The 14580-nt window shown below is 71.5% G+C and carries 15 protein-coding genes and 1 pseudogene; 5 read left to right on the forward strand and 11 right to left on the reverse strand.

Annotated features, from left to right (window positions below; translation table 11 throughout):
* Positions 1-72 precede the first annotated feature (72 nt).
* The 4 genes and pseudogenes from O7542_RS21680 to O7542_RS21695 all read right to left on the reverse strand — a co-directional run bounded on the left by O7542_RS21680 (position 73) and on the right by O7542_RS21695 (position 4794).
* Positions 73-843, reverse strand: coding sequence for an isoprenyl transferase (locus O7542_RS21680; RefSeq protein WP_043326637.1), 771 nt, complete (start codon positions 841-843; stop codon positions 73-75).
* A 31-nt stretch (positions 844-874) separates the two neighbouring features.
* The gene (locus O7542_RS21685) at positions 875-2038 is read right to left on the reverse strand and encodes a geranylgeranyl reductase family protein (RefSeq protein ID WP_281605149.1); all 1164 of its coding nucleotides are present in this window, start codon (positions 2036-2038) and stop codon (positions 875-877) included.
* Positions 2039-2071: 33 nt separating this feature from the next.
* A pseudogene (locus tag O7542_RS21690) lies at positions 2072-2912 on the reverse strand (hypothetical protein).
* Positions 2913-2952: 40 nt separating this feature from the next.
* Positions 2953-4794 carry a phosphoenolpyruvate carboxykinase (GTP) gene (locus O7542_RS21695; protein ID WP_113972039.1) on the reverse strand — a complete coding sequence of 614 codons (1842 nt, stop codon included), beginning with the start codon at positions 4792-4794 and terminating at the stop codon, positions 2953-2955.
* Between the two features lie 491 nt (positions 4795-5285).
* Here O7542_RS21695 and O7542_RS21700 point away from each other — a divergent pair, with 491 nt between their 5' ends.
* Complete coding sequence (locus O7542_RS21700; RefSeq protein ID WP_043330644.1) at positions 5286-5822, forward strand: GtrA family protein; 537 nt, start codon at positions 5286-5288, stop codon at positions 5820-5822.
* 62 nt (positions 5823-5884) lie between these two features.
* On the forward strand, positions 5885-6577 hold the full coding sequence (locus O7542_RS21705) for a GtrA family protein (RefSeq protein ID WP_043326646.1): 693 nt from the start codon (positions 5885-5887) through the stop codon (positions 6575-6577).
* 63 nt (positions 6578-6640) lie between these two features.
* Here O7542_RS21705 and O7542_RS21710 read toward each other — a convergent pair whose 3' ends face one another.
* Both O7542_RS21710 and O7542_RS21715 read right to left on the reverse strand, forming a co-directional pair.
* Positions 6641-7210 carry a PH domain-containing protein gene (locus O7542_RS21710; RefSeq protein ID WP_043326648.1) on the reverse strand — a complete coding sequence of 190 codons (570 nt, stop codon included), beginning with the start codon at positions 7208-7210 and terminating at the stop codon, positions 6641-6643.
* Positions 7211-7321: 111 nt separating this feature from the next.
* Positions 7322-8194 carry a biotin--[acetyl-CoA-carboxylase] ligase gene (locus O7542_RS21715; RefSeq protein ID WP_043330645.1) on the reverse strand — a complete coding sequence of 291 codons (873 nt, stop codon included), beginning with the start codon at positions 8192-8194 and terminating at the stop codon, positions 7322-7324.
* Positions 8195-8266: 72 nt separating this feature from the next.
* Between O7542_RS21715 and O7542_RS21720 the strand changes: the two genes are divergently transcribed.
* The gene (locus O7542_RS21720) at positions 8267-9850 is read left to right on the forward strand and encodes an acyl-CoA carboxylase subunit beta (protein WP_069087137.1); all 1584 of its coding nucleotides are present in this window, start codon (positions 8267-8269) and stop codon (positions 9848-9850) included.
* 43 nt (positions 9851-9893) lie between these two features.
* On the opposite strand, the gene O7542_RS21725 is transcribed toward O7542_RS21720, so the two are convergent.
* From O7542_RS21725 to O7542_RS21740, 4 genes are all read right to left on the reverse strand, one after another.
* A complete protein-coding gene (locus O7542_RS21725) occupies positions 9894-10766 on the reverse strand; it encodes a hypothetical protein (RefSeq protein WP_166455851.1) in 873 nt (290 codons plus the stop codon).
* Positions 10759-11259, reverse strand: coding sequence for a SigE family RNA polymerase sigma factor (locus O7542_RS21730; RefSeq protein ID WP_043326656.1), 501 nt, complete (start codon positions 11257-11259; stop codon positions 10759-10761). The genes O7542_RS21725 and O7542_RS21730 overlap by 8 nt, the downstream gene beginning before the upstream one ends.
* Positions 11260-11321: 62 nt before the next feature.
* Positions 11322-12305 carry a ketopantoate reductase family protein gene (locus tag O7542_RS21735; protein ID WP_166455850.1) on the reverse strand — a complete coding sequence of 328 codons (984 nt, stop codon included), beginning with the start codon at positions 12303-12305 and terminating at the stop codon, positions 11322-11324.
* 49 nt (positions 12306-12354) lie between these two features.
* Positions 12355-13098 carry a M50 family metallopeptidase gene (locus O7542_RS21740; RefSeq protein ID WP_166455849.1) on the reverse strand — a complete coding sequence of 248 codons (744 nt, stop codon included), beginning with the start codon at positions 13096-13098 and terminating at the stop codon, positions 12355-12357.
* 99 nt (positions 13099-13197) lie between these two features.
* On the opposite strand from O7542_RS21740, the gene O7542_RS21745 reads away from it, so the two are divergent.
* Positions 13198-13377: a hypothetical protein gene (locus tag O7542_RS21745; protein WP_233514584.1), complete on the forward strand. Its 180-nt coding sequence runs from the start codon at positions 13198-13200 to the stop codon at positions 13375-13377.
* Positions 13378-13505: 128 nt separating this feature from the next.
* Positions 13506-14258, forward strand: a complete 753-nt coding sequence (locus O7542_RS21750) for a GH25 family lysozyme (RefSeq protein ID WP_043326667.1) — start codon at positions 13506-13508, stop codon at positions 14256-14258.
* Positions 14259-14324: 66 nt separating this feature from the next.
* Here O7542_RS21750 and O7542_RS21755 read toward each other — a convergent pair whose 3' ends face one another.
* Positions 14325-14531, reverse strand: a complete 207-nt coding sequence (locus O7542_RS21755) for a hypothetical protein (protein ID WP_043326669.1) — start codon at positions 14529-14531, stop codon at positions 14325-14327.
* Positions 14532-14580 lie beyond the last annotated feature (49 nt).

The raw sequence follows: 14580 nt of genomic DNA on the forward strand, positions 1-14580 counted from the left end.
CCGCCCCGACAAACGGGGACGAAAGCCGCGCACGCGGGGCCGGAAGTGCAAGATCGACGGGGAGGCGGGGGGTCAGGTGCCGAATCGGCGCTGGCGGGTAGCGTAGGAGCGCAGGGCACGCAGGAAGTCGACCTTGCGGAAGTCGGGCCAGTTCAGCTCGCAGAAGTAGAACTCCGAGTGCGCGCTCTGCCAGAGCATGAAACCGGAGAGTCGCTGCTCGCCACTGGTCCGGATGATCAGATCCGGGTCCGGCAGCCCCTTGGTGTAGAGGTGCTCGGAGATGTGGTCGACGTCGAGCGAGGTGGCCAGCTCCTCGAGCGTGCCGCCGTTCGCGGCGTGCTCCGCCAGCAGCGAGCGGACCGCGTCGGCGATCTCGCGCCGCCCGCCGTACCCGACCGCGATGTTGACCTGAGCCCCGCCGTCGCGGTCCCGGGTGCGTTCCTCGGCGGCCTTGAGCGCGGCGGCGTGCTGCGCCGGCAACACGTCGAGCGCGCCGACCATCCGCAGCCGCCAGGGGTTGCCCTCCTCGGCCAGCTCCGTGGTGAGGTCCTCGATGATCTGGAGCAGTGGGTCCAGCTCGGCGGCCGGGCGGGAGAGGTTGTCGGTGGAGAGCAGCCACAGCGTGACGTGCCCGACACCGGCCGCGTCGCACCAGCGGAGCAGCTCCTTGATCCGCTCGGCGCCCATCCGGTGGCCGTCGTTCGGGTCGACGAAGCCCATCTCCCGGGCCCATCTGCGGTTGCCGTCGCACATCACGCCGACATGCGCGGGTACAGGCTTGCCCGCGAGCTTCGCCGTCAGCCGGCGCTCGTACACGGAGTAGAGGAGTTTCCGCAGAGTCATCACCTTGCAGGGTAGCGACCCGTGAGAAAGATCAGTGTCTCGGTGGCGTATCAGCCGACGGCGAGCCGGTCCGGCGCGGTCGCGGCACGTCAGCGGCGATTGCCGCGAGCGTGCGGGCGTCCAGCCGCCCGTCGCCGAGCCCCAGCTCCACCACGGTGCGGTAGACCCGCTCGTCGCGCCCGGCCGCGCCGACCACCGCGTCGACCACCCAGCGCCGACGCGCCAGCCAGGCCGCCGCCGAGCTGTGCCGCAGGTGGGTGCCGAGCCGGGCGCGCAGCGCGGCGGCGTACCCCCGGGCGGCCTCGGCCGGACTGCCGGCCGCCGCCGCGCCGGCCAGCGCCCCCGAGCGCAGCGCGTAGAAGATGCCCTCGCCGGTGAACGGGTTGATCAGCGACAGCGCGTCCCCGGCCAGCACCACCCGGCCCCGCCCGGGCGCCGGCCGGTGGGTGGACAGCGGCAGGTGGTGCGCGCGCAGGCCGGTCACCGTGGCCGGGTCGACTCCGGGCAGCAGCGCGGCCATCCGGTCCAGCAGGTGCGCGCGGCTGAGCGGCTCGCCGCGCAGCACCTCCCCGTACCCGACGTTCGCGCGACCGTCACCGATCGGAAAGACCCAGGCGTACGCGGGCCAGCGCGCCGCCGAGGTGACGATGAGCTGTTCGGGCGGCCCGGGCGGGGCCGGCGCGTAGCCCCGGATGGCGAGCGCCAGGTGCCGGTCCGGGTTGACCGGGTGCCCGAGCGCGCGCCGGACCACCGAACCGGCGCCGTCCGCGCCCACCAGCGCCCGCGCCGACAGCTCACCGTCGAGCACCACCCGGTCGGGAGCGATCTCCACCCGGCGTACGGTGTGCCGCCGCAACTCCGCGCCGGCCGCCACCGCCGCCGCCACCAGGCGTGCGTCGAACACCTGGCGGGGCACCGTGTACGCGGGTCTGGGCAGCGTCCGGGCGACGGTGCCGCCACCGGGTGCTACCAGGCGCAGCGCGGGCAGGGGCGGGTAGCCGTCGACGGCCCCGGTCACGCCCAGCTCGTCGAGGACGTCCAGCGCGTGCGCGGCGATGCCGTCCCCGCACGCCTTGTCGCGGGGGAAGTCGGACCGGTCCAGCAGCAGCACCCGCGCCGCCCCGGCCCGTCGTGCGCCGAGCGCGGCGGCCGCTCCCGCCGGCCCCGCCCCCACCACCACGACGTCCCACACCACCTCATCCTCCCCCGCCGGCCCCCACCCCGGGCATCAACGGGACCGGGTGGCCCGGTACAGCGACCAGACGCAGAGGGCTGCCGCCGTGACCAGCGGGGCGCCGTCGCGGATCAGGCCGTCGGCGCCGAGCAGCCACCAGCACAGGGGCAGGTCGATCGCGAGGACGCCGAGGGTGACGGCCACCAGGCCCTTCCGCGCCCACGCCTTGTCGCGCAGCAGGAACGCGGTGCAGAACAGGACGGCGTAGCTGACCGCGATGCCGGCGCCGAACCAGAAGATCAATGCCGGTACGGCGGCCAGCCGCCCGTCCAGCACGGCGCCGGTCGCCACCAGCGCCGGCACCAGCATCAGCGGGCTGTAGGTGAACGCCGCGACCCGGGCGGTGAGCAGCCAGCCGTTCGCCTGCGGACGCTTCGGCGTCATCTCCCGCCAGGCGATCGTCCCGCCCTCGACGACCAGGCCCTTGCGGTGCCGGACCAGGTACGCGCGGATCGCCTCGGAACGGTAGAGCAGCACCACCACGGCGACGCAGAGCGCGGTGAGCACGGCGAACCCGATCAGGCCGGGCAGCGCGGGCACCCCCTGCCGGGGCACGATCAGCCGCCCGACCGCGAAGATCGTGGTCACCGCCAGGCCCGAACGGCCGGGCGCCCACCCGGCCCTTGTTCACCTGCCCGATCAGCAGCAGGAAGCCGAGCGATCGGAGCATCGCCCAGCCGGTGCGTACGGCCAGACCGAACTCCTGCTCCGGGGCGTACCAGTAGTTGAGCAACTCGACCACGACGGTGGCCGCCGCGGTCACGGCGAGCAGCGTGGTCAGCGCCCGGACGGCGGACGGCCGCCGGACCTCGACAGGTTCAGCGGCCGTCCTCATGGCATCCGATGTTGCCCGGCGCGGGCAACAGGCACACCTGTTACTTCTGCGGCTCCGCGTCGAGGCGGGCGCGCAGCGCGTCCAGCTCGGCCCAGAGCACGCCGGGGAGCTTGTCCCCGAACTTCTCGAACCACTCGGTGACCAGCGGCAGCTCGTTGCGCCACTCGTCCGCGTCGACCTTCAGCGCGATCCGGACGTCCTCCGGGGTCATGTCCAGACCCTCGACGTCGAGCGCGTCCTGCGCCGGGACCATGCCGATCGGCGTCTCCACCGCCTCGGCCCGGCCCTCCAACCGCTCGATGACCCACTTGAGCACGCGGGAGTTCTCGCCGAAGCCCGGCCAGAGGAAGTTGCCCTCGGCGTCCTTGCGGAACCAGTTGACGTAGTAGATCTTGGGCAGCTTGGCCTCGTCGCCGTCCGCGCCCTTGCCCATCTCGATCCAGTGCCGGAAGTAGTCGCCGGCGTTGTAACCGATGAACGGCAGCATGGCCATCGGGTCACGACGCACCACGCCGACCGCGCCGGAGGCGGCGGCGGTGGTCTCCGAGGAGAGCGTGGCGCCCATGTAGACGCCGTGCACCCAGTCGCGGGCCTCGGTGACCAGCGGGATGGTGTCCCGCCGACGGCCGCCGAACAGGATCGCGTCGATCGGCACGCCGTTCGGGTCGTAGTAGTCGTCGGCCAGGATCGGGCACTGGGTGATCGGGGTGCAGAAGCGGCTGTTCGCGTGCGAGGAGAGGTTCTCGCTCTCCGGCGTCCAGTCGTTGCCCTTCCAGTCGATCAGGTGCGCCGGCGGCTCACCCATGCCCTCCCACCAGATGTCGCCGTCGTCGGTCAGCGCCACGTTGGTGAAGATGGAGTTGCCGCGGTCCAGCGTCCGCATGGCGTTGGCGTTGGTCTTCCAGTCGGTGCCGGGGGCGACACCGAACAGGCCGTACTCCGGGTTGATCGCGTAGAGGCGGCCGTCCTGGCCGAACCGCATCCAGGCGATGTCGTCGCCGATGGTCTCGACCTTCCAGCCCGGGATGGTCGGCTCCAGCATGGCGAGGTTGGTCTTGCCACAGGCGGACGGGAAGGCGCCGGCGATGTGGTAGACCTTGCCCTCCGGCGAGGTGATCTTGAGGATCAGCATGTGCTCGGCCAGCCAGCCCTCGTCGCGCCCCATCACGCTGGCGATACGCAGCGAGTAGCACTTCTTGCCCAGCAGCGAGTTGCCGCCGTAGCCGGAGCCGAAGGACCAGATCTCCCGGGTCTCCGGGAAGTGCGAGATGTACTTCGTCTCGTTGCACGGCCAGGCCACGTCCTGCTGACCCGGGGCCAGCGGCGCGCCGATCGAGTGCAGCGCGTGCACGAAGTCGGCGTCGTCGCCCATCGCCTCCAGGATCGCCGACCCCATCCGGGTCATGATCCGCATGGAGGCGACCACGTACGGGCTGTCGGTGATCTCCACGCCGAACATGGGGTTCTCGGCCTCGATCGGACCCATGCAGAACGGGATGACGTACATGGTGCGCCCGCGCATGCTGCCGCGGTACAGCTCCGTCATCGTCCGCTTCATCTCGGCCGGCGCCATCCAGTTGTTGGTGGGGCCGGCGTCCGCCTCGTCGACGGAGCAGATGAAGGTGCGCTCCTCCACCCGGGCGACGTCCGTGGGGTCGGTACGCGCGTAGAACGAGTTGGGCTTCTTCTCGGGATTCAGCCGGATGAGGGTGCCGTTTGAGACGAGCTCGTCGGTGAGGCGGCGCCACTCCTCATCAGACCCGTCCACCCAGACCACGCGGTCGGGGGTGGTCAGTTCCGCGACCTCACGTACCCAGGCCAGCAGCTTGGGGTGGGACGTCGGGGCCTGATCGATACCCCGAACAGCAGCCGGAGCAACCATGTCACTTCTCCTTGTGGTCGACGCTGACCGATCTATGGGGTGCACGAGTTCTGGCGGGCAAGTACGCCGCCTCGTGGAAACCTGGGATTGGGCTCAGCGTAAACCGGACTGCCTCGCCAGTCAGTGGGACTGGTTGTGAAGAACTGCACAAGGTACGGCCACGCTGCGGCTTCACGATCTGATACCCGCTTTCGCGCGCAGTTTCACGCAAATCCTGCGGTGAACCTTCGACGGCCCGCTCCGTCCCCGGAGTGACCGCGACGCCTGATCGCGGGGAAGCGTACGAACATGTCGTGAAAGACGATTCCGTGATGGGCTCCACAGATTCACACAGCGGGTTACCCTCTGCTCACGGACATCGAGAACGGGCGACAGATCCCCGGCCCGGGCGGCCCGGCCGCGAGGGCCACGACGAAGCCGTCGTGGCCGACTCGCCGTTGCGGTCCGCCCGTGTACCCCACAACCGGTACTCTCGGCGGGTGGCCGCGACGATGACCGGGGACCAACCGGGGGCTCCGCAGACCCGTCGGGGTCCGATCGGAGCACTACTCGACCGTTTCGGTCACCTGATCCACGAGTTGAGCAAGTTCGCCACCGTCGGCGGCTTCGCCTTCGTGGTCGACTTCGTCCTCTTCAACTTCCTGTCCAGTGGCCGGGACATGCCGCCGCTCGCCGCGAAGACCATCTCCACGGTGATCGCGGCGACCGTCGCCTTCCTCGGCAACCGGTTCTGGACCTGGCGGCACCGGCAGCGCTCCAACCCGGCCCGGGAGTACGCGCTGTTCTTCTTCTTCAACGCGGTCGGTCTCGGTATCGCGGTGGCAAGTCTCGCGGTCAGCCACTACGGGCTGGGCGCGGTCTGGCCGGCGGTGTTCCAGACCCCGCTGGCCGACAACATCGCCAGCTTCATCGTCGGCACCGGCCTCGGGACGCTCTTCCGGTTCTGGTCGTACCGACGGTTCGTCTTCGTCGACGCGGGAACACCACCCGTTCCGGCAACGAGCCACGACCGAGAGTCCGGGGCGTGACGAACCGCCCATCCCGACCCGCCGGGCCGAGCCGGCCCAGCCCACTGCCTAAGGTGTTCCGCATGCCTGGAGTCCGTCTGCTGCCCGAGCGCTGGCAGAAGTTCATCCACGAGGCGCTCAAATTCGGCATCGTCGGCGGCATCAACACCGTCATCAATTACGCGGTGTTCAATGCCCTGGCACTCACGGTTTTCCGCGACGGTCAGCTGAAAGCGACTGTGATCGCGACGATTGTCGCCACGATCACGTCGTATCTGATGAATCGTCACTGGACGTACCGGGATCGGCCGAAATCGGCACTCCGGCGGGAATACGTCCTGTTCTTCCTTTTCAACGGCGCCGGCCTGGTCATCGAACTCGGCGTCCTGGCCCTGGCCAAGTACGGCCTCGGCGTACACGGACTGCTGGCGCTGAACGTCGCCAAGACCATCGGTGTCCTGCTGGCGACGCTGTTCCGCTTCTGGTCCTACCGCACGTTCGTCTTCCAGCCGGTGCCCAAGCACGCCGAGGAGACCTGGCACTCGGTGCCGCGTGACGAGTGGGACAACGTCGCCGAGATGGACCCGGTGGCCGAGCTGGCCGAGTCGGTGAGCGAGCTGGAGGAGGAGGAACCTCCCCCGGGCGCCGGGCGACCCGACTACGCGCCGCCCCGGGGCCGTCCGGCACCTGCTGACGCCGGGCTCGGGGGCGCGCTCGGCGCCGACCTGGACGCCGAATTCGCCGCCGAACTCCAGCCCCGCCGCGCGCGCCGCTGACCGACGAAGAGGGCCGGCACCTCCGCTTCCGGGGGTGCCGGCCCTCTTCGGTCGGCGGCGCGGTCAGGGCTGGTCGCGCAGGGACTTGCCCTCGGCCATGTCGGCGAGGATCTCGCGCATCTCGTCGTCGCCCAGGCTGTGCTTGTCGTGGTGCGCCTCGACCAGCTCGTACAGCTTCGTCTGCACCCGGTCCACGCCCGGCACGTCGTGCAGCACCGACTGGCCGCGCTCACCCGCCGACTCGATGGTCAGCGTGCCGCAGCCGAGCAGCCGCTCCACGAAGCGCTGGTTCATGGCGTGGTCGTTGATCCGGGTCAACGGCAGGTCCCGCCGGTTGCGCGACAGCACCCCCTGCTGGAGCAGGACGCGCTCGTTTGTGAACAGGTAGTGCGTGGTGCGCCAGACCAGGAACGGCCACAGAGCCAGCCACAGCACCAGCGCCAGGGCGACCACCGCGAGGGCGTAGAGCGCGATGGTGCCGCCGCTGCCGTCGGGCAGCAGAATCCAGCCGGCGACGACTGCCGCGACGGCGAGCACGAGCACCAGGACCGGCCGGATCAGGGCCTTCCAGTGCGGGTGCAGGTGCAACACGACGTGCTCGTCCTCGGTGAGCACGTCTTCGGGGAACGCCACGGGGGAACCTCCTCGCAGAACAGGACGCGCTGACCGTAACCGGTCGGCGCATCCCGTCGGCATCGGCCGCGCGGGCGGCTGCCCGTGGTTGTTAAGAGGGGGCCCTTCCTTTCACCGCAGGTGCAGCACGTCTCCCGCGGCCAGCCGCAGCGTCTCGGCATTCGTCTCCACCAGGAGCTGCCCGTCGGCGTCCACCCCGGTCGCGGTGCCGTGCGCCTCGCTGCCGTCGGGCAGCAACACCCGCACCTGGCGACCGATGGTGGCGCACCCGGCCAGGTACGCCTCGCGCAGCCCACTGGCCTCCGCATCACCTCCGGCGTCACGCCAGCGCTCGTACCAGTCGGCGAGCGAGCGCAGCAGCGCCCGCAGCAGCGGGTCCCGGTCGGTGGCGGTGGCGCCGGCGAGCTGGAGCGAGGTGGCGGGCAGCCCGGTCGGGTTCTCCGGCAGCTCGTCGGCGCGCAGCGTCACGTTCAGCCCCACGCCGACCACGATCGCGGGCGGCCTGTCGTTCTCCCCCGGCACCGCCTCGGCCAGCACGCCGGCGCACTTCGCGCCGTCCACCAGCAGGTCGTTGGGCCACTTCAGCCGCGCGTCCAGCTCGGCCAGCAGGCGTACCGCCTCGACCAGCGCGACACCGGCGAGCAGCGGCAGCCACCCGTACCCGGTGACCGGCACCGGCGCCCAGCCGCGCTCGGGGACCGCCTCGCCGGGCCGCAGCAGCACGCTCGTGGCGAGACCGGCGCGCGGCGGCGACTGCCAGACACGGCCCCGACGGCCCCGGCCGGAGGTCTGCCGCTCGGCGACCACCACCAGGCCCTCCGGCTCGCCGCCCCGCGCCGCGGCCACCGTGTCGGCGTTCGTCGAGCCGGTCTCGGCCAGCAACTCCAAGCGTCGCCAGGGCCCGTTCGGCGCGACCAGCGCGCGCCGCAGCCGGGCCGCGGAGAGCGGCGGTCGGTCCAGATCCGTGTACGGCGAGCCGGGCATCACGCCAGCCTACGGCCCGGATGAGGCGTACTGCACAGCCTCAGACACCTGAACCATCGTTATATTCCACGGGTGACTACCGAGACCGGGTTCAACATCCACACGACCGCCGGCAAGCTGGCGGACCTGGAGCGACGGCTCGACGAGGCGGTGCACGCCGGGTCGGCACGCGCGGTCGAGAAGCAGCACGCGCGGGGCAAGAAGACCGCCCGCGAGCGGATCGAGATGCTCCTCGACGAGGGATCGTTCGTCGAGCTGGACGAGTTCGCCCGGCACCGCTCGACCAACTTCGGGCTGGAGAAGACCCGCCCGTACGGGGACGGCGTGGTGACCGGCTACGGCACCGTGGACGGCCGGCAGGTCTGCGTCTTCTCGCAGGACTTCACCGTCTTCGGCGGCTCCCTCGGCGAGGTCTTCGGCGAGAAGATCGTCAAGCTGATGGACCTCGCGATGAAGATCGGCTGCCCGGTCGTCGGCATCAACGACTCCGGCGGCGCGCGGATCCAGGAGGGCGTCACGTCCCTCGGGCTCTACGGCGAGATCTTCTTCCGCAACGTGCGGGCCAGCGGCGTCATCCCGCAGATCTCGCTGATCATGGGCCCGTGCGCGGGCGGCGCCGTCTACTCCCCGGCGGTCACCGACTTCACCGTCATGGTCGACCAGACCTCGCACATGTTCATCACCGGCCCCGACGTGATCAAGACGGTCACCGGCGAGGACGTCGGCATGGAGGAGCTGGGCGGCGCCCGTACCCACAACACCCGCAGCGGCAACGCGCACTACCTCGGCACCGACGAGGAGGACGCGATCGAGTACGTCAAGGCGCTGCTGTCGTACCTGCCGTCGAACAACCTGGACGAGCCGCCGGTGTTCGACGCGCCCGCGATCCTCGACGTCACGGATGAGGACCGGGAGCTGGACACGCTGATCCCGGACTCGGCCAACCAGCCGTACGACATGCACCGGGTCATCGAGCACGTGCTCGACGACGGCGAGTTCCTCGAGGTGCAGCCGCTGTACGCGCAGAACATGGTGGTCGGTTTCGGTCGCGTCGAGGGGCGCCCGGTGGGCGTGGTGGCGAACCAGCCGATGCAGTTCGCCGGCACGCTCGACATCGCCGCGTCGGAGAAGGCGGCCCGGTTCGTGCGCACCTGCGACGCGTTCAACATCCCGGTGCTCACCTTCGTGGACGTGCCCGGCTTCCTGCCCGGCACCGGCCAGGAGTGGGACGGCATCATCCGGCGCGGCGCGAAGCTCATCTACGCGTACGCCGAGGCCACCGTCCCGAAGGTCACAGTCATCACCCGCAAGGCGTACGGCGGCGCGTACGACGTGATGGGCTCCAAGCACCTCGGCGCCGACCTGAACTTCGCCTGGCCGACCGCACAGATCGCGGTGATGGGCGCGCAGGGCGCGGTGAACATCCTCTACCGCTCGGAGCTGGCGAACGCCGAGGACCCGGCCGCGGTCCGGGCCGAGAAGATCGCCGAGTACGAGGACACGCTCGCCAACCCGTACATCGCCGCCGAGCGCGGCTACGTGGACGGCGTGATCCCGCCGCACGAGACGCGTACCCAGATCGTGCGGGCGCTGCGGGTGCTGCGGACCAAGCGCGAGACGCTGCCGCCGAAGAAGCACGGCAACATCCCGCTGTAGTACGTCGGGTGCCCCCGCCGCCTCGGTGGCGGGGGCACCGGCGTCAGCAGCCCGGGTTCGTGGCGCGGCACAGCCGCTCGGCCGCGACCCGGGCCAGGTCCCGCAGTGTCACCTCGTCGCCGCCCGGTCCGGTGCTCAGCACCGTGACGAGGTCACCGACCCGCACCACCACCTGCTCCTTCGGCGGGGTCCCGTCACCGAGCCGCGCCCCGGTGTCCAGCCGCCGGCCCTGCCCGACGGCGTGCCGCACGAGCACCGACTCGTCGCCGGCGAAGCCGCTGTCGACCGTCTGCCAGGAGTGGACGACCTCCGCCTGGACCCGCTTGCCCTTCAACTCCACCGGGCCGGTGAACCGCCACGTGCGGCAGGGCGCGAGCAGCGCGGGCAGCTCGTCGAAGAGCCGCTCGCCGTCCCGCGGCGCCAGCCGGTGCACATCCTGCAGGACCACCGCCTGCGGGGCCGACTGGTCACCGGCGCCCGGCCGCTTCCGCAGGAGGGTCACCGACCGCGAGTAGCGGGACTTCACCCACTCCGTCCGCAGGCCCTGCTCCTGCCGGCAGACCTCCAGCATCTTGTCCAGCTGGATCTCCTCGTCGAGGCCGGAGTCGTTCCACGGCGTGGTGCCGGCCGGCCGCACGTCGGACGGTTGCAGCAGCGCCTCGGCGGGCACCTCCGTGGCGCTCCACGGCGTCGCCGACGGATTGGCGGCGACCGGGGCCCGCGCTGGTGAGGCGGCACGCCCGGAGGCCACGAACGCGGCCCCGGAGGAGAGTGCGAGCACCGCCACCGCCGCGGCGGCCACCGTGCGGCGGCTGCGGCGCCGGGCACGTGCCCGCAGCTCGGCCGGTTCCGCCCAGCGGACGTTGCGCAGGTCCCGCTGCATCACGTCGATGAACGCCAGGTCGTCGTCACGCATCGGCGGGCTCCTCCAGATCCACTACCGCGAGCAGTTCGGCCAGGGCGGCTCGGCCCCGGGACAGCCGGGCCTTGACGGTGCCGACCGGGGCCTCGGTCTCCCGGGCCACCTCGGCGACCGGCATGCCGAGCAGGTAGTACAGCGCGAGAGCGACGCGTTGTTCCTCGGGCAGCCGCCGCAACGCGGCCACCACCTCGACCGTGTCGGTACTCGGCGCCGGCATGCTCTCCTCGGCGCCATGGCGCAGATAGGCGCGCGCCCGGCTGCGCAGGCTGCGCCAGCGGCTCACCGCGATCCGGCTCGCCACCACCCGCACCCATGCCTCCGGGTCGTCGTATCCGCGCACTGTGGACCACCGCTGCCAGGCCCGGATGTACGCCTCCTGCACGGCGTCCTGCGCCTCGGCGAGGTCGCCGGTGAGCACGTAGACGAAGCCGAGCAGCCGCTGTCGGCTGCCCCGGTAGAACTCGTCGAATCCGTCGACGTCCGGCACCTGCTACCTCCCGAGTGACGGTCGCAGGGGACACGCCTGGCGTGCCTGGTGCGGTTGCCCGCTCAGCCGATCATTTTCTCGAGTTCGCCGAGCGGGAAGCCGCCGGCCGGGATCCGGTCGCGGACGGCCCGGCGGACGGCGGTCTGCACCACCGCGTTGGCCGGGGTGGGTACGCCGTGCAGGCGCCCGAGCAGCACGATCTCGCCGTTGAGGTGGTCGGTCTCGACCGAGCCCGCGCCCCGGGCCAGGCTCTGCCAGGTGGAACCGCCGGAGCGCTCCTCGCCGCCGACGGGCCGGTGCGACACCAGGTCACCGCGCTCGGCGGCCTCCTCCTCGACGGTGGTGTGCGCGATGCCGGCGGCGGCGAGCGCCGCCTCGCCCTCGGCGCGTACCCGCTTCGACAGGGCCTCGGGCACGTCCCGGCCGAGCAGCGCCTGGAGGCCGTTGCCGAGGTTGGCGAGCAGCTTGCCGTACTTCCAGCGCATCACGTCGTCGCGCACCGGCGCGACGAACCCGGCGGAGGTCAGGTCGGCGGCGACCGCCCGGCTGGTGTCGTCGGCGCCGCTCGGGTAGCGGCCGATGTGCAGCATGCCCGGGTGCGGATGCCCGTTGGCGACCACCAGGCCCGGTTCCAGGTGGGTGGCGGGCAGCCACACGCACACCGGGTGTACGCGGGCGAAGCGCCGCAGCGCGGCCGGCTCGTTCGCCACGCCGTTCTGGGCCAGCACGACCGGCAGCCGTTCGCCCGCCGTTCCGCCGCCCTCGACCGGCGCGTCCGCCCACGCCGTCAGCGCCGCCACGGTGTCCTGCGACTTCACGGTGAGCACCAGCACGGTGTCGGCCGGCAGGGGCGGGCCGTCCGGCCCGGCCACCGCCGGCAGCCGGCCGATGACCTCACGCTCCGGCGTGCGCAGCGTCAGACCCCGCTCCCGCAGCGCGTCCAGATGCGCGCCGCGGGCCACGAGCGTCACGTCGTGGCCGGCGTCGGCCAGGAGTACGCCGATGGTGCCGCCGACCGCGCCCGCTCCGATGATCACATATCGCACGGGTCCGATTCTGCCCCTATGTGGCCTCGCCCGCCGGATACGCCGCTTGTCAGGCGGTGAGCCCCGCGTCGGCCAGGATCGGACCGGCCAGCAGCAGCGCGCCGACCACCAGCGCGCCCACGCTCACCAGCAGGAACACGCCCACCCATAACAGCGCCGGGAACGGCGTGAGCCGGGCGAGCTGGTCGGCGTCGGACTGCGGCATCCGGCCCCGGGCGCGTTGCCGGTGCAGCTCGAACACCGGTCGTACGCCGCCGAGCAGCAGGAACCAGACCGACGTCCAGGCGAACGCGGCCTGCACCTCGGGCGAGGTGTACCAGGAGACGGCGAGCACCACCCCGCCGGTGACAAGCAGCGAGAGCACGCCGAACAGGTTGCGGATCATCACCAGCATGGCGAGCAGCAGCGCCACCGCCAGCCACAGCAGCAGCGTGATCCGGTTCCCGGCCAGCAGCCACGCGCCGCCGAGGCCGAGCAGCGACGGCGCGACGTACCCGGCGAGCAGCGTGAGGATCATCCCGGGCCCGGTGGGGCGGCCGGCGGAGAGCGTCAGCCCGGAGGTGTCCGAGTGCAGCCGGATGCCGTGCAGCCGGCGGCCGGTGAGCAGCGCGACGAGCGCGTGGCCGCCCTCGTGCGCGATGGTGACCGCGTTCCGGGCGATCCGCCACGGCAGCCGGGTGGCGACCACGGCGAGCGCGACCACGGCGGTGAGCACCACCAGCAGCGGCGGCGGGTCCGGCTGGGCGCTCGTCAGCGTGTCCCAGAGCGTGGTGAGGCCGTCGATCAGGGGCATGGGCGGGGAGCCTACCGGCCCGAGCCGTGTCGTTCGACCGGCCGAGTCTCATAGAGTGTGAGACTGATCGGACGAGGCGCCGGAGCGGAGGTGAGGTCGGTGAGCGCAGCTCCCTTGGAGCCCTACAGCTCGCACGAGCAGGACGGCGACAGCCACTCGCTGCGGCTGCACCGGCTCGACGGCGCGCACTACGTCGAGGACGCGGTGGCCAAGGCGGGTGAGACGCTCAGTGTCACCGAGCCGTTCCGCTGGGCGATGGACCCGAGCGCGCTCCGCTGATCCGCAAACGACGCGCCACCTGGGCGAACGATGGGCGTCGATGAAAATTTCCTTGCTCCCTATTGCGATCTAGGGCACTAAGCTCCAAAGATGGGCGTCAATAAACGGACGTTCCTCTGGAGGCAACCATGGCCCGTACCAGACTCTCCGTACGCCGGCTCCTCGCTGCCGGCCTGGCCGCCGCCGCCACCGCGGCCGTGGCCCTCGTGGCGACCGCCGGACCGGCCGCCGCCGCGACCACGCCCGGGATCGACGTCTCCCGTTACCAGGGCAGCATCAACTGGACCAGCGTGCGCAACGCGGGCATCCAGTTCGCCTTCATCAAGGCCACCGAGGGCACGAGCTACAAGGACCCGAACTTCAACGCGAACTACGTCAACGCGTACAACGCCGGGGTGATCCGCGGGGCATACCACTTCGCCCGGCCGAACATCTCCGCCGGTTCCACCCAGGCCAACTACCTGGCCAGCAACGGCGGCGCCTGGTCGGCCGACAGCCGCACGCTGCCCGCCGCGCTGGACCTGGAGGGCAACCCGTACAGCGGCGGCTACTGCTACGGCCTGAGCACCACCGGCATGCGCAACTGGGTCCAGGACTTCCTCAACACCTACCGCTCCCGCACCGGCCGGTACGCGGTCATCTACACCACGACGAGCTGGTGGAACCAGTGCACCGGCAGCTGGAGCGGCCCGTGGGCCAACCACCCGCTGTGGATCGCCCGCTGGGCCAGCTCGCCCGGCACCCTGCCGGCCGGTGCTCCGTTCTACAGCTTCTGGCAGTACACGAGCACCGGCTCCGTCTCCGGGATCAGCGGCAACGTGGACCGCAACTACTGGAACGGTGACCGCAGCCGGCTGATCGCCCTGGCCAACAACACCTGATCCACCGGCTTACGACAGTGGGACCGCCTCCGTGCGAGGCGGTCCCACTGTCGCGTCGTACGTGGCTCAGGCTCTGCGGCGCGCGGAGGCCGGCACGGGCGTCCGGCGCATCCAGCGCCACGCCGCCACACCCGCGATCGTGAGGGTCAGCACACCGAGGACCGCGACCGGCGCGGACAGGCCGGCGGCGATCAGGAGCAGCACGACGTCGCCGAGCGCAACGAGCATCCACAGTGCCAGCCGCGGGCCGGTGTCCCTGCGTCGGTAACCCATGTCGCGCCTCCTTCCGTCGTCGGAGGATTCATACCCCCGAGGACGGAAA

The sequence above is a fragment of the Micromonospora sp. WMMC264 genome, from assembly GCF_027497275.1.
GTDB classification, from domain to species: domain Bacteria; phylum Actinomycetota; class Actinomycetes; order Mycobacteriales; family Micromonosporaceae; genus Micromonospora; species Micromonospora chalcea.